This window comes from Streptomyces sp. NPDC048338 (genome assembly GCF_043201055.1).
Lineage (GTDB): Bacteria > Actinomycetota > Actinomycetes > Streptomycetales > Streptomycetaceae > Streptomyces.
The window spans coordinates 200532-219931 of sequence record NZ_JBICYQ010000006.1 but is presented as its reverse complement, the minus strand read 5'-3'; the positions used below and the strand labels follow the sequence as shown (position 1 = coordinate 219931).

General features: G+C 73.7%; 13 protein-coding genes. 1 reads left to right on the top strand and 12 read right to left on the bottom strand.

The features are described 5' to 3' along the window. Positions 1-123: 123 nt before the first annotated feature. Genes atzF through ACGFZF_RS16420 form a run of 4 tightly spaced genes read right to left on the bottom strand, consistent with a single transcriptional unit; the run spans position 124 to position 6861 of the window. Positions 124-1791, bottom strand: a complete 1668-nt coding sequence (gene atzF / locus ACGFZF_RS16435) for an allophanate hydrolase (RefSeq protein WP_393554578.1) — start codon at positions 1789-1791, stop codon at positions 124-126. Continuing rightward, positions 1788-5375 carry an urea carboxylase gene (gene uca / locus ACGFZF_RS16430; protein WP_393554576.1) on the bottom strand — a complete coding sequence of 1196 codons (3588 nt, stop codon included), beginning with the start codon at positions 5373-5375 and terminating at the stop codon, positions 1788-1790. The genes atzF and uca overlap by 4 nt, the downstream gene beginning before the upstream one ends. After that, positions 5372-6025 (bottom strand): urea amidolyase associated protein UAAP2, encoded by a 654-nt coding sequence (locus ACGFZF_RS16425; protein ID WP_393554574.1) that lies wholly within the window; start codon positions 6023-6025, stop codon positions 5372-5374. Before ACGFZF_RS16425 ends, uca begins: the two co-directional genes overlap by 4 nt. After that, positions 6022-6861: an urea amidolyase associated protein UAAP1 gene (locus ACGFZF_RS16420; RefSeq protein WP_393554572.1), complete on the bottom strand. Its 840-nt coding sequence runs from the start codon at positions 6859-6861 to the stop codon at positions 6022-6024. The genes ACGFZF_RS16425 and ACGFZF_RS16420 overlap by 4 nt, the downstream gene beginning before the upstream one ends. A gap of 185 nt (positions 6862-7046) precedes the next feature. Between ACGFZF_RS16420 and ACGFZF_RS16415 the strand changes: the two genes are divergently transcribed. Further along, positions 7047-7742, top strand: coding sequence for a TetR/AcrR family transcriptional regulator (locus tag ACGFZF_RS16415; RefSeq protein ID WP_393554570.1), 696 nt, complete (start codon positions 7047-7049; stop codon positions 7740-7742). A 27-nt stretch (positions 7743-7769) separates the two neighbouring features. On the opposite strand, the gene ACGFZF_RS16410 is transcribed toward ACGFZF_RS16415, so the two are convergent. The 8 genes from ACGFZF_RS16410 to ACGFZF_RS16375 form a co-directional block, all read right to left on the bottom strand. Further along, on the bottom strand, positions 7770-9359 hold the full coding sequence (locus tag ACGFZF_RS16410) for an amino acid permease (RefSeq protein ID WP_393554567.1): 1590 nt from the start codon (positions 9357-9359) through the stop codon (positions 7770-7772). A 417-nt stretch (positions 9360-9776) separates the two neighbouring features. Beyond that, on the bottom strand, positions 9777-10814 hold the full coding sequence (locus tag ACGFZF_RS16405) for an aldo/keto reductase (protein ID WP_393554565.1): 1038 nt from the start codon (positions 10812-10814) through the stop codon (positions 9777-9779). Further along, positions 10811-14728: an ABC transporter ATP-binding protein gene (locus tag ACGFZF_RS16400; RefSeq protein ID WP_393554563.1), complete on the bottom strand. Its 3918-nt coding sequence runs from the start codon at positions 14726-14728 to the stop codon at positions 10811-10813. The genes ACGFZF_RS16405 and ACGFZF_RS16400 overlap by 4 nt, the downstream gene beginning before the upstream one ends. Beyond that, on the bottom strand, positions 14725-16077 hold the full coding sequence (locus ACGFZF_RS16395) for an LLM class flavin-dependent oxidoreductase (protein WP_393554561.1): 1353 nt from the start codon (positions 16075-16077) through the stop codon (positions 14725-14727). The genes ACGFZF_RS16400 and ACGFZF_RS16395 overlap by 4 nt, the downstream gene beginning before the upstream one ends. Then, positions 16074-16862, bottom strand: a complete 789-nt coding sequence (locus ACGFZF_RS16390) for an ABC transporter ATP-binding protein (RefSeq protein ID WP_393554559.1) — start codon at positions 16860-16862, stop codon at positions 16074-16076. Before ACGFZF_RS16390 ends, ACGFZF_RS16395 begins: the two co-directional genes overlap by 4 nt. Then, a complete protein-coding gene (locus ACGFZF_RS16385) occupies positions 16838-17773 on the bottom strand; it encodes an ABC transporter permease (RefSeq protein ID WP_393554557.1) in 936 nt (311 codons plus the stop codon). The genes ACGFZF_RS16390 and ACGFZF_RS16385 overlap by 25 nt, the downstream gene beginning before the upstream one ends. Continuing rightward, the gene (locus ACGFZF_RS16380) at positions 17770-18273 is read right to left on the bottom strand and encodes a flavin reductase family protein (protein WP_393554555.1); all 504 of its coding nucleotides are present in this window, start codon (positions 18271-18273) and stop codon (positions 17770-17772) included. The genes ACGFZF_RS16385 and ACGFZF_RS16380 overlap by 4 nt, the downstream gene beginning before the upstream one ends. After that, positions 18270-19400, bottom strand: coding sequence for an LLM class flavin-dependent oxidoreductase (locus ACGFZF_RS16375; RefSeq protein ID WP_393554554.1), 1131 nt, complete (start codon positions 19398-19400; stop codon positions 18270-18272). Before ACGFZF_RS16375 ends, ACGFZF_RS16380 begins: the two co-directional genes overlap by 4 nt.

Genomic DNA, 19400 nt, shown 5'->3' with positions numbered 1-19400 from the left:
GTGACGCACCCCCTGTGAGTCGAAGATACTGAAACTATTGAACCGTTTCATGGGGCGTCAATACTCCGGACGTGACGGGCCCTCCCGAGCGCGCACCGCCGCAGATGCGCTCCTGTGCCTGGTTCATGAGGGTGCGTCAGGGTGAGCGAGGGCGTCGAGGGCCGCGCGCCAGCCGCCGTACGCGGTGATCTCGCGGGCGCCGACGAGGGCCTCGGGCTCGCAGAGGAAGCCGGGGACGGAGCTGCCGTCCGCGAGTTCCACGCTGCCGAGGGCCATCGGGCGGGGGAGGGCGGCCACCAGCGCGCCCAGCCCTTCGGCGGGGAGCCGCCACACCTCGGCCTCGATCGCCGCACCGCCCGCGCGGGCCCGGACCAGACCGGGTTTCGGGGGTGTCGTGTCCAGCGCGTACAGCCGGTAGACGGGCGCCGTCGTGGTCGTGCGGACGAACCGGCCGCCGAGGGCGAGCAGTTGTCCGTTGAGAGGCTGCCCGGACAGGTGCGCGCCGACCACCGCGACGTGCAGCGGCGGGGAGGTGAGCAGGGCGGCGACGCGGGCGAGCCGGTCGTCGGTGAAGGCCGGACCGATCAGCATGACGCCGAAGGGCCGTCCGGCCACCGCGCCCGCCGGGACGGCGACCGCCGCGAGGCCGAACAGGTTGGTGGAGTTGGTGAACCGGCCGAGCCGGGCGTTCGCGCCGAGCGGGTCGGCCGCGACCTCCGCGAGGGTCGGGTGCCCCGGCGTGGTCGGCAGGAGCAGCGCGTCCGCGTCGCCGAGGGAGGCCAGGGCGCGGGCGCGGAGGGCGGACAGCTTCTCCCGGTCCGCGTAGAGGCGATGGGCAGGGATGTCGCGTGCCCCGGAGATGATTCCGGCCACCGTCGGGTCGAGGTCCGGTGAGCCGGCGTGCTTGTCGACGAAGGCTCCGACGGCCGTGTAGCGCTCGGCGACGAACGCCCCCGCGTACAGCATGGCGGCCGCCTCGCTGAAGGGTTCGAGGTCCACGGGCAGGAGTTCGGCGCCTGCGGCGGCGAGTCGGGCCGCGGCCGACGCGAACGCCTCCGCCCAGCCCTCGTCCAGTTCGCCGAGCTGCGCGGCGTCGGGGACCGCGATCCGCCACGGCCCCGGACGGCGCGGCGGCACAGCGGAGGCTGCCCCCGGCGCCGCCATGAAGGACAGCGCCTGCTCGGCCTCCGGGAGCGTACGGGCGAAGACCGTCACGCAGTCGAGCGACGCGCAGGCCGGGACGACGCCTTCGGTCGGCACGAGGCCGGGGGTCGGCTTGAGTCCGACGACGCCGTTGAAGGCGGCCGGCACCCGGCCGGAGCCCGCGGTGTCCGTGCCCAGGGCGAGGTCCACGAGGCCGAGGGCGACCGCGACCGCCGAGCCGGACGAGGAACCGCCTGAGACGTACGCCGGGTCGACGGCGTTCCGGACCGCTCCGTACGGGCTGCGCGTGCCGACCAGGCCGGTCGCGAACTGGTCCAGGTTGGTCGTGCCGAGGGCCACGGATCCGGCCGCCCGCAGGCGCGCCACCGCCGGCGCGTCGACGTCGGGCCGGTAGGCGTACGAGGGACAGCCTGCGGTGGTCGGGAGCCCGGCGACGTCGATGTTCCCCTTGACGGCGAAGACCGTTCCGGCCAGGGGGAGCCGTTCGCCGGCGGCGGTCCGTGCGTCGATCGCGGCGGCCTCGGCCTCCGTGTCCTCCCGCGGACGGAGGCCGATCCACACTTCGGGCCGGTCCACCTGGGCGATGCGGGCGTACGCGGCGCGCACCCGTTCCAGCGCGGTGCTCATGCGGCCGCCTCCGCGGTCTCGACGGGAGCGAGGACGACGAGGGCGGTTCCGGCCTCGACCTGGCTTCCCGGCCTGATCAGGATCGCCGCGACGACGCCTTCTACGGGGGCCGCCACGGGTGACTCCATCTTCATCGCCTCCAGGGCGACCAGCTGCTGACCCGCCGAGACCCGGTCGCCGATCTCGACGTTGACCTGCCAGACGCAGGCGGTGAAGTCGGCCTCGACGAGTCGGCCGCCCTCGGGCACCTCGATGTCGGTGACCGGCGGGACGGTCTCGGCCGCCGCCTCGGCGCGGGCGAACTCGCCGGCCGCCTCCCAGGCGTCGCGCTCGGCCCCGAAGGCCGCGCTCTGCCGGGCCCGGAAGGCGGCGATCGACGCGGTATTCGCCCGAAGGAAGTCCTGATACGCGGCGAGCGAGAAGGTGCCTTCCTCGGTCCTCGGGACGAACCGGCCCGAGACGATGTCGGCGCGCAGTTCCAGGAGCTCCTCGGCCCCGACCGGGTACCACTTGATCCGGTCGAAGAAGCGCATGAGCCAGGGCTTCCCCGGTTCGAATGCGCCGCGCTGCCGCCACGGCGACCACACCTGGGTCGTACGGCCGACGAACTGGTAGCCGCCGGGGCCCTCCATGCCGTAGACGCACAGGTAGGCGCCGCCGATGCCGACCGAGTTCTCGGCCGTCCAGGTGCGGGCCGGGTTGTACTTGGTGGTGACGAGGCGGTGCCGGGGGTCCAGCGGAGTGGCGACGGGCGCGCCGAGGTAGACGTCACCGAGGCCGAGGACCAGGTACTCGGCGTCGAAGACCGTGCGGTACACGTCGGCGACCGTGTTCAGGCCGTTGACGCGGCGGATGAACTCGATGTTCGACGGGCACCAGGGGGCGTCGTCGCGCACGCCCGCGACGTAGCGGTGGATGGCCTCGCGGGTCGCCGGGTCGTCCCAGGACAGCGGCAGGTGCACGATCCGGCTGGGCACCACCAGGTCGTCGGTGGGTGGCAGTTCCTCCTCCACGCGCAGGACGGCGTCGAGCAGGTCGCGCTGGGGCAGCACGTCCGGGTCGGTCTGGATCTGGAGCGAGCGGATGCCTGGCGTGAGGTCGAGTACGCCGGGGAGCCCGCGTGCGGCCAGCGCCTCCGCGAGCGCGTGCACGCGCATGCGGAGCGCCAGGTCCAGCTGCATCGGCCCGTACTCGACGAGGAGGTTGTCGTCGCCGCTACGCCGGTACGTGACCGACGGCCGGTCGCCGGTCTCCTCCAGGCGGGCGAGGACGCCCCCGTCGACGAGCGGCGGGCGGTCGGCGCGCGGCTCGGCGGCCGGTGCGCGGCGCAGCGCGGTGGCCGCCCCGGCGGTCACCGGCACGAAGCGGACGCTGTCGCCCGGCCGGAGCTGGCCGAGCTTCCAGCGCTGCCCCGTGACCACCGTCGCCGGGCAGACGAAGCCGCCGAGCGAGGGCCCGTCGGGACCGAGGAGGACCGGCATGTCGCCGGTGTAGTCGACGGCGCCGACGGAGTACGGCGTGTCGTGGATGTTGGACGGGTGCAGCCCCGCCTCGCCGCCGTCGGTCCGTGCCCAGCGCGGCTTGGGGCCGACGAGGCGGACCCCGGTGCGGGCCGAGTTGAAGTGGACCTTCCAGTCCGCGGCGTAGAAGTCGCGTATGTCGTCCTCGGTGAAGAACTCGGGTGCCGCGTGCGGACCCTCCACGGCGCCGACCTGCCACGAGGAGCCGAAGGCCGGACGTCCGTCGAGGGCGACGACGGGGGTTTCCGTACGGACCTCGCCGCCGTGCAGGACGTCACCGGAGCGCAGGGCGCGGCCACCGTGCCCGCCGAACCGGCCGAGGGTGAAGGTGGCGGCGCTGCCCAGGAACTCCGGTACGTCGAGGCCGCCCGCGAACAGGACATAGGTGCGCAGGCCGTGCTCGGCGGGCGCGTCGACGGCGAGGGTCTGTCCGGCGTCGACGGTCACCGGCTCCCACTGCGGCACGGCGGTACCGTCGATCGTCACGCGCGCCGGGGCGCCGGTGACACAGACCGTCGTGGGACGGGTGAACCGCAGGGAGGGGCCCTGGAGGGTGCACTCCAGGCCGGGGGCGCCCTCGTCGTTGCCGAGCGCGGTGTTGCCCAGCCGGAAGGAGAGGTCGTCCATCGGTCCGCCCGGCGGAACGCCGACCTGCCAGTAGCCGGTGCGCCCCGGCCAGTCCTGCACGGTGGTCAGGGTGCCCGCCGCGACGACCTCGATGCGCGGGGTCGGATCGGTGACTCCGGCGAGCGTCGCGGTGGAGTGGCCGGCGGCGCGGACGTCGGCGTCCCGGAGGGCGGCGCGCACCAGGCCGAGGTTGGTCTCGATGCCGTCGACGCGGGTCGCGGCGAGCGCCGCGTCCAGCCGGTCGAGCGCCTCGGCGCGGTCGGCGCCGTGCGCGACGACCTTGGCGAGCATCGGGTCGTAGGCGGTGGTGACCTCGGTGCCGGTCTCCACCCAGGCGTCCACGCGGACGTCCTCCGGGAAGGCGACCCGGGTCAGCAGGCCGGCGCTGGGTCGGTGGTCGCGCGAGGGGTCCTCCGCGTAGAGACGGGCCTCGACGGCGTGCCCCCGGGGCGCCGGGGGCTCGGTGACGACGGCGGTGTCGCCCTGGGCGAGGCGCAGCATCCAGGCGACGAGGTCGACGCCGTAGATCGCCTCCGTGACCGGGTGCTCGACCTGGAGGCGGGTGTTGACCTCCAGGAAGTACGCCTCCTCGCGGGCGGCGTCGTACACGAACTCGACCGTTCCGGCGGAGCGGTAGTCCACCGACGCGCACAGGTCGCGGGCGGCCTCGGCGAGGCGCCGCCGGACGTGCTCGGGGAGGCCGGGTGCCGGGGCCTCCTCCAGGACCTTCTGGTTGCGGCGCTGGAGCGAGCAGTCCCGGTCGCCGAAGGTGACGACCTTGCCCTGCCCGTCGCCGAAGACCTGCACCTCGACGTGGCGGGCCCGTTCCACCAGGCGTTCCAGGAAGACACCGGCGGACGAGAAGGAGGCCGCGGCCACCCGCTGCACCCGGTCCCAGGCGTCGGCGAGTTCGGCGGGGCCGTGACAGGCCCGCATGCCGATGCCGCCCCCGCCGCCCGTCGCCTTGAGCATCACCGGGTACCCGATCTCGGCGGCGGCGGTGAGGGCCGCGGCCACGTCCGGAAGGAGGCCGGTGCCGGGGGCGAGCGGGACGCCCGCCTCCTCGGCGGCGGCCCGGGCGGTGTGTTTGGCCCCGAAGAGCTCCAGCTGTTCGGGGGTGGGGCCGACGAAGACGATGCCGGCGTCGGCGCAGCGGCGTGCGAAGTCGGCATCCTCCGAGAGGAAGCCGTAGCCGGGGTGAACGGCCCCCGCGCCGGTGTCTTTGGCTGCCTTCAGGACCAGGTCGGCATCGAGGTAGGACTCCTTGGCCGGGGCGGGGCCGAGCCGGACGGCTTCGTCGGCCAGCCGGACGTGTTCCGTGCCGCGGTCGGCGTCGGAGTACACCGCGACGGTCCGCAGGCCGAGCTCCCGGGCGGTACGGATGATTCGGACCGCGATCTCGCCGCGGTTGGCGACCAGCAGGGTGTCGAACGTCATCGGGTGCCGTCCTCGTCGTTCTCGCCGGGCTCGCTGATCGTCATCCGGACGGCCGTCGGGTCGAACCCGTTGCAGGGGTTGTTGATCTGGGGGCAGTTGGAGAGGAGCGCGAGGACGTCGGTCTCGGCGCGGAGCACGACCTTCAGGCCGGGCGCCGAGATGCCGTCGACGATGCCGAGCGTGCCGTCCTTCTCGACGGGCACGTTCATGAACCAGTTGATGTTGGAGACCAGGTCGCGCTTGCCGAGGCCGTGCCGGGCGCCCTCGGCGAGGAAGTTCTCCACGCATGCGTGCTGCGACCAGGTGTGGTGGCCGTAGCGGAGGGTGTTGGACTCCTTGGAGCAGGCGCCGCCGAGGGTGTCGTGCCGTCCGCAGGTGTCCTCGACGACGGTCATCAGCGGGGTGTGCTCGTCGGAGAGCAGGACCGAGCCCGCGGTCAGGAAGACGTTGCCCTGGGCCTGGACGGTGTCGGGGGCGCTGTAGCGCACGGAGGTGTCGTGCGCGTCGTAGAGCAGGAAGTCCGCGGCCTGGTTGCCGTGCAGGTCGGTGACGGTCAGCAGCTGGCCCTTGCGCACGAACCCGGACCAGGCGGCGCGGGCGGGGACGGTCTCGTCGGAGACGACGCGGCCGGTCGGGGAGGTGGCGGTCATGCGAGCCCCCGGGCGGTGAGGTGGTCGGCGGTGTTGAGGAAGGCCCGGCGGCCTTCGGGGGTGGCGTCCCACAGGGCGTCGCCCGGAGCGGTCGGACGTGACCGGTACGCCAGCACCCGCAGGACTCCGGTGGTGTACTCCGGGCGAGGGTCCAGCGGGTGCGGGACGTTGGCGAGGAGGACCGTGACGTCCTGTTCGGCGCGGAGCGTGACAGAGGCGCCGGGGCCCGCCGATCCGGTGAATTCGGTGGTGCCGTCCTCGGCGACGCGAACGCCCTGGAAGAAGGAGACGGACGGCGGGAGGTCGCGCGGGGCGAGGCCGTTCTTGAGGGCGGCGAGCTTCAACAGCTCGCGTCCCGCCGGAGAGGCGGACTGCGGGGTGCCGTCGCCGTACCGGGCGGTGTTGCGCACGAGGGTGGAGGTGCCGGTCAGGGCGTCGTGCCGACCGGAGGTGTCCGCGGTGACGGAGGCGAGCACCCGGCCCTGGTCGGAGAGGAGCAGGTGCCCCTCGCCGAGGTAGGCGTTCCAGAGCACCTTCACCGTGTCGGCCGTGTTCAGCCGTTCCCAGGGGCGGTCGGCGCTGTGGAGGAGGAGGTGCGCGCAGGCGTCACCGGTGAGGTCGGTCAGCCGCAGCTCGGTACCGCGGGCGAGGACCTTGTGGGTGTAGCCGCCGCCCGCCACGGTCTCGGCCCACACGACGTCATCCGCTCCGACGCCCTTGGGGGGCGTCGGCCAGCCGCTCGCGGGGACGACCGGCATGGCGTCGGCCGTCGTGCCCTCCTGGGCACGGGCGTGATCGCGGGCGCCGTGCGTCGACGCGGTCGCTGACGGTGGCACTGAGGGTTTCCCCATGGCTCGACCTCCGGTCCGGGCTCTGGTCTCTGGCCTAATTTCTGTCGCTCGACAGAAATTAGGCAGTGGCCGCTTCGCGCCCGTTGCCCGCGCGTTTCCGCTCGGTTACCGGGAACTCACCCCGATCGCTCGGCCCGGAGGAACGGCGAGCACTGTGCGAGGATCACGGAGTGAGCACGCCGAACCCGCCCACCAGCAGGAAAGTCGGCCGCCCGCGGGCCCAGGAGCGCCCGGCCGGCGGCCCGGAGCCGCGCGACGAAGTCCTGGCCGTGGCGGCCGAGTTGTTCACCACCCGCGGCTACACCGCGACCTCCACCCGGTCCATCGCCGAGGGCGCGGGGCTGCGGCAGGCGTCCCTCTACCACTACGTCGACGGCAAGGAAGCGATCCTCGCGGAGCTGCTGGAAGGGACCGTGCGTCCCTCGCTGGAGGTGGCGGCCCGCCTCGTCGCCCGTGGGGAGGCGTCCCCGGCGGCGCGCCTGTGGGCGCTGTGCCACTCCGACGCGGCGCTGCTGTGCGACGGTCCGTACAACCTCGGTGCGCTCTACCTGCTCCCCGAGGTGCAGACGGAGCGCTTCGCCGTCTTCCATCGGCTCAGGGCCGAACTCAAGCACTCCTACGCGGGGTTGCTCGCCGCCACCGAGCCCGGTGCGGCCCTCGGCCCCGAGGAGCTCGCGCTCCGTGCCGACCTGCTCTTCGGCCTCACCGAGAGCGTGATCCTCATCCGGCGCGCCGGCCCTGGCCGCGACCCCGTTGCCCTCGCGGCGGCGACGGCCGACGCCGCGTTGCGGGTGGCCGGCGTGCCGCAGCGCTCCCTGGCACGACTGCGCCGCGAGGGGCGGGAGCTCCTCGCGGCGCAGGTCTGACCCACGGCTTCCGGGCAGCCGTTCGTCTCAGGCGCGTACGGTCGCGGGCTCCGGCTCCGATGCCGAGGAGCCCCCGCGTCCCGCCCCGTCAGGCTGCCCGGCGGAGCCCTCCCGGTCGCGGTACCAGCGGTACGTCGCACCCGTCGCGACCGTGGCCGCGAGGACCAGGACGGTGAACCACCGGAAGTACCAGTGGCCGCCCTCGGGGTCGTACACCTCGGCGCGCGGCCAGGCGAGGTTGACCGTCATGAAGAGGCCGTAGGCGACCGCGAGCGCGTTGACGGGCAGTCCCCAGCGGCCGAGGGAGAAGAGCGGGCGGCCGAGTTCGTCCCGCTCGCCGCCGGCCGGCGGCGGCCACTCGCCCCTCAGTCGCCGGACCAGCATCGGACCGGTGACCATGGCGTACGCCAGGTACACCATCGCGATGCAGGTGGTGCCGATGGCGAGGAAGGCCTGCGGTGAGGCGAGGTTCAGCAGGAGCAGCAGCCCCGCGCCGACGCCGACGACCAGCGCCGCCGTGCCGGGCATTCCGGTCCGTGCCGGCACCCGCGCCAACGCCGCCGACCGGGGGAGGACGCCGTCACGGGCCATGGAGAAGAGCATGCGGGTCGCGGAGGTCTGGATCGCGAGGGTCGCCGCGCAGACGGCCACGGCCACGTCGGCGAGGAGGACCTTGCCGAGGCCGTCGCCGAGGGTGCTGGTGAGCACGTAGCCGAGCCCCTCCGTGGCCAGGCGTCCGTCGGTGAGGCTGGGTGCGGCGAGCAGGCCGCCGAGGAGCAGCAGCCCGCCGCAGACGCCGGAGGTGGTGAGGGCGGTGAGCGTCGTACGCGGCGCGGTGCGCCGGGGGTTGACGGTCTCCTCGCTCATCTCGCTCGCGCTCTCGAAGCCGATCAGGACGTACGCGGCGGTGAAGGAGCCCACGAGGAGCGCCGTGATCAGGCCGCCGTGACCGCCCGTGTGCAGGGTGATCCCGGGATCGCGTTCCGCATGGGTGACCAGGAGGGTGACGATCAGTGCGACACCGGCGATCTCGGCGGTGACCCCGATCGTGTTGACGGCCGACAGCGCGCGGTTGTCCAGGACGTTGAGCAGGGTGGTGAACGCCAGCAGGACCAGGCCGAGGAGAGCGGCGTTGGCGGCGCCACTGGCCGTCGTGGGCGCCGGGTCGCCGCCGACGATCTGGAAGCCGGGCCAGACGGCGGGCAGGACGACCTGGAGGGCGAGTGCGGCTGCCGCCACCACCACGATCCGTCCGATGACCATGATCCAGCCCGCGTACCAGCCGAAGGCCGGGCTGCCGAGCCGGCTCGCCCACTGGTAGATCGCCCCGGCGATGGGCAGGCGGGCGGCGAGTTCGGCGAAGCAGGCGGCGACGAGGAGTTGCCCGACGAGGACGGCGGGCCAGGTCCAGAAGAAGAGCGGCCCGCCGAACGAGTAACCGAGGGAGAAGAACTGGAAGACGGTGGTCAGCACGGAGATGAAGGAGAACCCGGCGGCGAAGGAGGCGTACCTTCCCATCCGCCGTCGCAGCTCCTGGGGATAGCCGAACGGGGCGAGCGCGTCCCCGCCTCCGGGCGGTGGGGGTGTCGGCGGTACGGGATCGGTGGTCACGGTCATGGCGGTCCCCTGTCGCGGAGGTGAGTCGTCCCTGCGAATTCCTGTCGGTTGACAGAAATTAGGGACGGCCCGTTTCCACCGCGTGTCGCGGCCGTGTCCCGTCCGTTAGTGACTGCTCTCCGAGCGCGCGTGCCCGGAGTCCGGGGAGGCAGGGCGGCGGGGGAGGCCCGGCGGCCCGGCCGTTCCGGGACGGTCGCCTCAACAGGTTCTGGCACGGGGCGAGATCCCGGGCGTGGAGCCGTCGGGTCGGCGAAAGGTCGGCATGCGTCGCAGCCCTGTCTCCGCTTGCTGACCTTCCGCCCTCTGCGCAGCGCCTGTGCCTGGTTCATCGCTCCCGGGGGCCGCGGTGATCGCCGCGGCCCCCGGATCGGCTTCGCTGAGTCGTCGGCGGGCCGGGCCCGCCCTGATCCATCCCCGTCAGCCGAGGGGGCGTCGGCGGATCGCCGGCTCGCGCAGGGACGGCGGGGCGTAGCCCGCGTCCTGGGACGACAGGGTGGTGCCCGGAGGAACGATCTTGTCGATCTCGTCCAGGACGTCCGCCGGCAGGGGCCTGTCGGCCGCGCCGAGCTGGGACTCCAGCTGCTCCAGGGTGCGCGGGCCGATGATCGGGGCGGTGACTGCCGGGTGGGCGAGGACGAAGCCGAGGGCCAGTTCGATCAGGGTGAGGCCCGACTGCTCGGCCAGGACCGCGAGCGCCTCGACCGCCTCCAGCTTGGCCGCGTTCTCCGCGCTGCCGATCTCGAAGCGGCCCGGCTGGCGGGCTGCCCGGCTCGACTCCGGCTGCGGCCCGTCTGCCCGGTAGCGGCCGGTCAGCCAGCCGCCGGCCAGCGGGCTCCAGGGAATCACCGCCAAGCCGTACCGCTGGGCCACCGGCAGCACCTCTGCCTCCGCGCCGCGCGCCAGGATCGAGTACGGCGGCTGCTCGGCCACCACCCGCTCACGGCCCCGCCTCTCCGCGATCCACTGCCCCTCGACGATCCACGACGGAGGGAAGGTGGACGTGCCGAGGTAGCGGACCTTGCCCTGGCGGACCAGATCGGTCAGTGCGCCGAGCGTCTCGTCGAAGTCCGTGTCCTCCTCCGGCCGGTGCACCTGGTAGAGGTCGATGTGGTCGGTGCCGAGACGCCGCAGGCTGTCCTCGACGGCACGGTGGATCCACCGGCGCGAGTTGCCGAACCGGTTGACGTCGTCCCCCATGCGGCCGTGGAACTTGGTGGCCAGGAAGACGTCGTCCCGGCGACCGGCGAGGGCCTTGCCGACGATCACCTCCGACTCGCCCTGCGAGTACACGTCCGCCGTGTCGACGATGTTGATCCCGGCGTCCAGTGCGTGGTGGATGATGCGGACCCCGTCCTCGTGGTCCGGGTTGCCTCGGGCGCCGAAGTTCATCGCGCCGAGGGCGAGCGCGCTCACCTGCACGCCGGTGCGGCCGAAGGGCCGGTACGGGATGGTCATGACGTTCCTTCCGTGGGGATGGGCGTGGGGACGGCTGTGGGGATGGGCGTGGGGGCGGCCGTGGAGACGGGCCGTCGTCCGGGTGCCGTCCCGGATTCCGCGAGCTGGTCGACGCTCGCCGCCCCGCCGGCGGCGCGGAACGCGTCCCACAGCCTTCGGTACGGGCCGTGCGCCGCGAGCAGTTCGTGATGCGTGCCGGCCTCGGCGACCGTGCCGTCCCGCAGCACGATCACCCGGTCCGCGCGGGCGGCGGTGGTCAGCCGGTGCGCCACGACGAGCGTGGTGCGCCGCCGGGTGAGCGCCGCCGTCGCCGCGGCCACCCGGCGTTCGCTTGCCAGGTCGAGCGAGGCGGTGGCCTCGTCGAGCAACAGGACGTCCGGGTCGACGAGTTCGGCCCGGGCCAGGGCCAGCAGCTGGCGCTGGCCCGCGGACAGGCCCCGGCCGCGCTCGCCGACCTCGGTCAGATAGCCGTGCGGCAGCCCGGCCACCATCGCGTGCGCGCCGACCGCCCGCGCCGCGGCCTCCACCTCCGCGTCGGTGGCGTCGGGACGGCCGTACGCGATCGCGTCCCGCACGGTCGTGCCCAGCAGGTACGTCTCCTGCGGGACGACCCCGAGCCGGCGCCGGTATCCCGCCGGGTCCAGGGCGCGCAGGTCGGTGCCGTCGATCCGTACGGTCCCGGCGGTCGGGTCGTAGAAGCGGGCGACGAGCTTGACGATCGTCGACTTGCCCGCGCCGGTCGTGCCGACCAGGGCCACCGTCTCCCCGGCGGCGACCCGCAGGCCGACCTCGTGGAGTACCTCCCGCCCGCCGTCCCGGTAGCCGAACGACACCCGGTCGAACTCGATCTCGCCGCGCAGCTCGCGCACCGGCACCGGGCGCTCGGCGACCGGCGTGCCGACCGGCTCGCGCATCAGCGCGCGCAGCCTGCCCATGCCCACGACCGCCTGCTGGTAGCCGTCGAACGCCTGGGACAGCTGCTGGATCGGCGAGAAGAACAGCTCGATGTAGAGCAGGAACGCGATCAGGACACCGGCGGTGAGCCGGCCATCGCGCACCTGCCCGGCGCCGATCACCAGGACCATGGCGGTCGCCGCCGTGCTGAGGAACTCGACGAACGGGAAGAACGTCGCCATCAGCCGCTGCGCCCGCAGCCTGGAGTCGCGGAACGCCCAGGCCAGGCGGGCGAAGTCGCGGGCGTTGCGGGCCTCGCGGCCGAAGGCCTGGGTGACCCGGATCAGGGGCACGTTCTCCTGGAGGGAGGCGTTGACCGCGCTGACCCGCTCCCGCGCGTCGAGGTACGCGGGCAGCGATCGCGCCCGGAACACCGCCGTGGCGGCGACGAGGACCGGCAGGGCGAGGAGCAGGGTGACGGCGAGCCCCGCGTCGATGACGAGCAGGGCGACGAGCACACCGAGCATCGTCAGCAGGGAGACCACGAAGGTCACCAGACCCGTCTGCAGGAACGCCGACAGCGCGTCCACGTCCGTGGTCATCCGGGTCATGATCCGGCCGCCCTGCTCGCGCTCGTAGTAGTCCAGACCGAGCCGCTGCAACTGGGCGTACGTCCGCACCCGCAGCGTGTGCAGCAGACGCTCGCCGGTGCGGCCGGTCACCCGCACCTGGGCGACGTTCACCAGCCAGCCGAGCAGCACGACCACCGCCGCGACGGCCGAGGTCGCGAGCAGCACGGCCGGTGCGGACCGGTTGACGCCGCTGTCGACGCCGTGCCGCACCAGGACCGGTACGGCGAGCTGCGCGAGTGCGTCCGCGCCGACCAGCGCGAGACCGCCGAGCAGCGGCAGCCGGAAGGGCCGTACGAGCGTGCGCAGTCCGAAGTCCGGGTCCCAGGCGCGGGCCTGCTCGGGCGAGACCTTCGGATCCACGTCCACGCGCGGCAACGCCGCCAGCCGCTCCCGGAGTTCCTCGCCGGCCGGGGCGCCGCCGAGCAGCCCTCCGCCCGGACCCGCGCGGCCCGGCCCGGAAGTCGCGGCGGCCTGCGCGTAGGCGGCGGCGACCCGCGCCCCGACGTCCGGACCGGCCGACGGGGCGTCCGGGGCGGGGCGCCACAGCTCCTCGGTGACACCGCGCGGCCGCGGCGGCTCCGCGGCCGACGCCTCGTCCACGCCGAGTTCGCCGGGCTGCTCATCGGGAGACAGCAGCGACCGGTACAGCGCGCTGCGCTCCCGGAGTTCGTCGGGCGTGCCGATGTCGACGACCCGGCCGTGGTCCAGGATGGCGACCCGGTCGGCCAGTTCAAGGGTGGACGCTCGGTGGGCGATGACCAACGTGGTGCGCTGCCGCGCCACTTGGTGCAGACCGGCGTGGATGGCCGCCTCGACCTGGGCGTCGATGGCGGAGGTCGCGTCGTCCAGCACCAGGACGGCAGGGTCGGGCAGGATCGCCCGGGCCAGGGCGATGCGCTGGCGCTGCCCGCCGGACAGGGTGAGGCCCTGCTCGCCGATCACGGTGTCGTAGCCGTCCGGCAGGGCGCTGATGAACGCGTCGGCCTGCGCCAGCCGCGCCGCGCGGCGGATCTCCGCCGGCCCGGCGTCGGGACGCCCGTAGGCGATGTTCGCCCCGATGGTGTCGGACAGCAGATGCGGCTCCTCGAAGACGAAGCCGATCCGGGCACGCAGTTCGGCGAGCCGCAGTCTGCGGACGTCGAAGCCGCCGACCCGTACCGTCCCGGCGGCCGGGTCGAAGAACCGGGGCAGCAGCGCCGCCGCCGTGGACTTGCCCGACCCGGCCGCACCGACCAGGGCCAGCGTCTCCCCGGGTTCCACCCTCAGGGTGAACCCGTCGAGCAGCGGGGCGGCCGCGGCGTCATGGCCGAACACCACACCGTCCCACTCCAGGGCCGGCGCCCCGTCCGGCACGGCGACGGCGTCCGGGGCGTCGGTGATCTCGGGAGCCGTGTCGACGATGTCGAGTACCCTCTCCACCCCGGCGCGCGCCTGCTGCCAGACGGTGAGCAGCATGGCCACCTGGCGCACGGGCGTCACGAACGAGCTGAGATAGGCGTTGAACGCCACGAAGGTGCCCAGGGAGATGCTGCCGCGCAGCGCCAGCCAGCCGCCCAGCGCGAGCACGGCGACCTGCCCGAGGACCGGCACGGCCTGGAGCGCCGGGTTGTACCTGCTGGTGAGCCGGGCGACGCGGAACCGCGAGGAGAACAGCCCGCGCGACCGCCGCTCCAGCTCCGCCAGTTCACGCTCCTCCTGTCCGAACCCCTTGACCACGCGGACGCCCGTGACGGCCGCCTCCACGGTCGACGCGACCTCGGCCGCCTCCTGCTGCGCGTGCCAGTTGGCCGGGAACAGGTGGCGGCGGCTGCGGTACGCGATCAGCCACAGCACCGGGCCGACGATGAGGGCGACCAGGGTCAGCTGCGGCGTCAGCGCGAACATCAGCGCCACCGACAGGGCGAACATCAGCGCGTTGCCGAACATGTTCGGCAGGAACTGCAGCAGCATCTGGACGAGCGTCACGTCGGAGACGGCCCGGCTGACGACCTGGCCCGTGTGCAGCTTGTCCTGCTGGCGGCCGCCGAGCCGCAGCAGCGCGGCGAAGACGTCGTTGCGCAGCGCGTACTGCACTCCGAGGGACACCCGGCCGGAGCAGTACCGGCGCAGGAAGCTCGCCCCGAACCGCAGTGCGCCGAGACCGAGCAGCAGCAGCACCCAGGGGGTCAGCGCGGCCGAGGGGGACGCCACCCCGTCCACGACATGGCGCAGGACCAGCGGCAGTACGGCCGTGGCCACCGCGGCGACGAGCGCGGCGCCGTACGCCCAGGCCAGGTCGACGCGGTGGGCCAGGCAGTACCGGACCAGCCGGCGCACCCAGCCCGCGCCGGCCGGTCCGGGTGACGCCGGGGACGTACGGTCCGCGGTGCGACAAGGTGCGACCGTCACGCGGACGCTCCGAGGGCCTGCGGGGTCGTGAGCGAGCCCGCGGGGCGGGGCAGTCCGTAGTGGTCGCGCAGCGTGCCGCCGGTGTACTCGGTGCGGAACCTGCCGCGCTCCTGGAGGATCGGCACCACCTTGTCGACGAACGCCTCCAGACCGGTCGGCAGGACCGGCGGCATGATGTTGAACCCGTCCGCGGCGTCGCCGTCGAACCACTCCTCGATCGCGTCGGCCACCTGCACCGGCGTGCCGGTGAACGTCCGGTGCCCGCGGCCGCCGCCGAGCCGGCCGATCAGCTGACGCACAGTCAACTTCTCGCGCCGGGCCAGCTCCACGATCAGCGTGTACCGGCTCTTGGCGCCTTCGATCTCGTCCTCGGACGGCAGGTCGTCCGGCAGCGGTCCGTCCAGGTCCAGCGCGTCCGGGTCGATCCGGAACAGCCGGGCGAGCTGCCGCTTGGCGAACTCCGGGCTGATCAGCCGGTCCAGCTCGCGGTCCAGCTCCTCCGCCTCCGCCTCGCTGTCACCGATGACCGGCACGATCCCGGGCAGGATCTTGATGCTCTGCGGATCGCGGCCGTGCGCCACGGCCCGCTTCTTCAGATCGCCGTAGAACGCCTGCGCCTCTTCGAGGGTCTGCTGCGCGGTGAACACCGCCTCCGCCCACCGCGCCGCGAACGCCTTGCCGTCCTCCGACGAACCGGCCTGCACGAGCAGCGGGTGACCCTGCGGCGAGCGGGGCACATTCAGCGGTCCGGCGACCCGGAAGAACCGCCCGGCGTGATCGATCCTGCGGACCTTCGCGGAGTCGGCGTGGACACCGGCGTCCTTGTCGGCCACGATCGCGTCGTCCGTCCAGCTGTCCCACAGCCTGGTGGACACCTCGAGGAACTCGTCGGCGCGCGCGTACCGCTCCCTGTGCAGGGGCGCGTCGTCCAGGCCGAAGTTGCGGGCCGCGTCCGCTCCGGCGGTCGTGACGATGTTCCATCCGGCCCGCCCGCCGGACACGTGGTCGAGGGAGGCGAACCGGCGGGCCAGGTTGTACGGCTCGTTGTACGACGTCGAGGCGGTCGCGATCAGACCGATGTGCTCGGTCACCCCGGCGAGCGCCGTCAGCAGCACCGTCGGTTCCAGCCGCCCGCCGGGCCGGCGGGCGGGGTCGCCCATCAGCCCCGGGCTGTCGGCGAGGAACAGCGAGTCCAGTCTGCCCCGTTCGGCGATCCGGGCGAGGTTGCGGTAGTGCTCGACGTCCCAGGAGGCGTACGGGTCCGACTCCGGCAGCCGCCAGGCGGCCTCGTGGTGGCCGACGCCCATCAGGAAGGCGTTCAGATGGAGCCTCTCGGCGCGCTTGCTCATGACGGTTCCTTCGTGTCCTTCGTACGGTCGTCGGGGAGGGCGCCCAGGGCGCCCAGCAGGGTGGTGCGGTACCGCTGGAACAGCGGGTCGCCCGGGTCGCGTTCGGCCGGCAGGTCGATGCGCAGGTCCCGGACGAAGTCGCCGTCGTCGAGGACCAGCACCCGGTCGGCGAGGGTCACCGCCTCGTCCACGTCGTGGGTCACCAGCAGCACGGCAGGGAGGTGCCGCTCGTACAGCCGGCGCAGCAGCCGGTGCATCCGGATGCGGGTCAGCGCGTCGAGGGCACCGAACGGCTCGTCGGCGAGAAGCAGTTCGGGCTCGCTCACCAGCGACCGGGCCAGCGCGGCCCGCTGCTGCTCGCCGCCGGACAGCTCGTGCGGCCAGGCCGACGCCCGCCCGCCCAGGCTGACTTCGTCGAGGGCGGCGCGCCCGCGCTCCTTGGCGTCGTCGCCGGGCAGACCGAGCACCACGTTGTCGAGGACCCTCAGCCACGGCAGCAGCCGCGAGTCCTGGAAGACCAGCGAGACCCGCCGCGGCACCAGGATGTCGCCCGTGCCGACGGTGGTGTGGTCCAGTCCCGCCACCGCGCGCAGCAGGGTGCTCTTGCCCGAGCCGCTGCGCCCGAGAAGCGCCGTGAACTCGCCGCGGGCGAGGGTCAGATCGACGTTCCGGAGCACCTGGCGGTCACCGAAGGACCGGCTGAGGCTGTCGACGCGGACGGCGGCGGGGTCCACCGCCTCGGCGACCGGGCCGCCGTCGCTCAGGCGGTGATCGTACGTCGCCACGACAGCACCCTCCCCTCCACCAGGCGGACAAGGGCGTCGGAGGCGAAGCCGAAGGTGCCGTACAGCACCAGACCGACGAGGATGATCCCGGACTGGGCGTACTGCTGGGCCTGGAACATCATGTAGCCGATGCCCGAGGTGGCGTTGATCTGCTCGACCACGATCAGACCGAGCCAGGCCGCGGTCACCGCCAGCCGCAGCCCCGTGAAGAAGCCCGGGAGCGCGGCCGGCAGCACGACCTTGCGCAGGAACAGCCAGCGCGACAGCCGCTGTGCCTCGGCGAGTTCGACGTAGCGGGCGTCGATGGAGACCAGCGCCGCATGGGTGTTGATGTAGATGCTGACCGTCACACCGAGCGCGATGACGACCACCTTCATCGTCTCGCCGATGCCCAGCCACAGGATCAGCAGCGGAAGCAGCGCGAGGTTGGGGATCGAGCGCTTGACCTGCAGCGTGCCGTCCACGACCGCGTCACCGATGCGGGAGAGCCCGGACGCCAGCGCCAGCACCAGGCCGGCGGCGACGCCGATGACCAGACCGAGCAGGGCACGCGACAGCGAGGCCTGCACGTTCTCCTGCAGACGCCCGCTCACCCACAGCTCCTGGGCGGAGGTCACGACCGAGGCGGGCGACGACAGCTTGCGCGGGTCCAGCCAGCCGGCCGCCGAGGCGCCCCACCAGGCGAGGACGAGCAGGAGCGGGCCGAGGAGCCGGCCGAACGGGATCGACTTGCCGCGCCCGAGGCGGCGCTGGATCGCCGGCACCAGACCGGCGGCCGCCGCCGTGTCCGGTGTCGTCTTGTCCGCCGGCGGTGTGGAGGCCGGGGGCGCCGAGGACGGCGGTCCCTTCTCCGGCCCGGCGGTCACGGTGGCCGTGCCACCGCCCGTTCGGGAGGTCAGGTCGAGGTTCATCGAGGCTCCTGAGGTCGGGGGAGGAGGGAGCGGAACGAACTGGCGTGGAAGACGAGGGGGTCCACGTCCCGGTCGAGGCGCAGGTCGTGGACGCGCAGGACGACGATGTCGTGATCACCGGCCCGGATCTCGTCGTCGACCGAGCAGGTGAACCAGGCGGCGGCGCCGTCCAGCAGCACCGCGCCGTCCTCGTCCGCCTGCCACGGGACCCCGGCGAAACGCTCCCCGGCCGGACCGGCGAGCCGCCTGCACGGCGCCCCCTGGTCCGCGCCGAGCACGCTGACGCCCAGGCGGACGGCGCGGCGCAGCACCGGCCAGGTGCCGGAGGTGCGCGCCATGCAGACGGAGACCAGCGGAGGCGCGAGGGACACGGTCGTGAACGAGCTGGCGGCCAGCCCGACCGGCTCGCCGTCGACCAGGGCGGCGATCGCCGCGACGCCGGTGGGGAACGCGCCGTACACGGCGCGCAGGGAGGTGGTGTCGTGCAGGACGGCGGTCATGCGGGGGCCTCCGAGGAGTGGGCGGCGGACAGCCGCCGCAGGGTTGATCCGGCGGGGGACGCGGCCGGCTCCCTCAGGAGCGGGAGCAGGGCGTCGCCGACGCGGGCGATCTCCTGTCGGTACGGGGTGTCCGACAGCACGAAGTGGGTCACGCCGAGCTCGCGGTACCGCTGCAGCGCGTCGGCGACCTCCCGCGCGGAGCCGACCAGCCAGGTCGTACCGGCGCCGCCGCCTCCGTAGCGGCCTGGGGCCGTGTAGAGGCAGCTGTCCAGGACGTCGCCCCGGTCCGCCAGGTCGAGCAGTCGTCGCTGGCCGACGGCCGTGCCGCGCCGGAGCGCCTCCTGGGCGCGCGGATCCTGCCGCGCCATGCGGGCGACCTTCTTCTCGGCCGCGCGCCACGCGTCTTCGGTGGTGTCCCGCACGAGGGTCGTCACGCGCAGCCCGAACTCCAGCGGCCGGTGTCTGCGCCCGACCTTGTCGGACAGCGTCCGCAGCCGGTCGATGCGTTCGGCGACGCCGTCCAGCGGCTCGCCCCAGAACAGCTGGACGTCGGCCTCCTGCGCGGCGACCAGCTCGGCGGCCGGGCTCGCGCCGCCGAAGTACAGCCGGGGGTGGCGGCCCTCCCCGCCGCGCCAGGGACGCGGCCGGACCGTGGAGTTCTCCACCCGGTAGAACTCCCCCCGGAACGTCACCTCCTCGTCGTTCCACAGGCGGCGCACCAGCTGGAGGAACTCCAGGGTGCGCTCGTAGCGGCGGGCGGGGTCGAACTCGCCGTCGCCGTAGGACGCGGCGTCGTCGAGGCCGCTGACGATGTTGACCAGGACCCTGCCTTCGCCGAGCCGGTCGAGGGTGGCCGCGGCGGAGGCGAAGTTCGCCGGGTGCCAGTAGCCGGGCCGGATGGCGATGAGCGGCTTGAACGTCGTCGTACGGGCGACGAGGGAGGCCGCGACGGTGAAGGTGTCCGGACGGCCCCAGCCGGTGCCGAGGAGCGCCCCGGCCCAGCCGTGGTCCTCGACGGCGCGGGCCAGCTCCGTCGAGTGGTCCAGCGTGCCCCAGCCCTCGACGGTGTCGTCGCCGCGATGCCCGGGCTCGACGGTGTTCGGGATGTACCAGAGGTGTTCGCCCAT

Coding starts and splice junctions, on each gene's coding strand:
- ACGFZF_RS16395 (WP_393554561.1), bottom strand. CDS start 16,077: ATGAGCAAGCGCGCCGAGAGGCTCCATCTGAACGCCTTCCTGATGGGC.
- ACGFZF_RS16410 (WP_393554567.1), bottom strand. CDS start 9,359: ATGACCGTGACCACCGATCCCGTACCGCCGACACCCCCACCGCCCGGA.
- ACGFZF_RS16380 (WP_393554555.1), bottom strand. CDS start 18,273: ATGACCGCCGTCCTGCACGACACCACCTCCCTGCGCGCCGTGTACGGC.
- uca (WP_393554576.1), bottom strand. CDS start 5,375: ATGACGTTCGACACCCTGCTGGTCGCCAACCGCGGCGAGATCGCGGTC.
- ACGFZF_RS16375 (WP_393554554.1), bottom strand. CDS start 19,400: ATGGGCGAACACCTCTGGTACATCCCGAACACCGTCGAGCCCGGGCAT.
- ACGFZF_RS16385 (WP_393554557.1), bottom strand. CDS start 17,773: ATGAACCTCGACCTGACCTCCCGAACGGGCGGTGGCACGGCCACCGTG.
- atzF (WP_393554578.1), bottom strand. CDS start 1,791: ATGAGCACCGCGCTGGAACGGGTGCGCGCCGCGTACGCCCGCATCGCC.
- ACGFZF_RS16425 (WP_393554574.1), bottom strand. CDS start 6,025: ATGACCGCCACCTCCCCGACCGGCCGCGTCGTCTCCGACGAGACCGTC.
- ACGFZF_RS16405 (WP_393554565.1), bottom strand. CDS start 10,814: ATGACCATCCCGTACCGGCCCTTCGGCCGCACCGGCGTGCAGGTGAGC.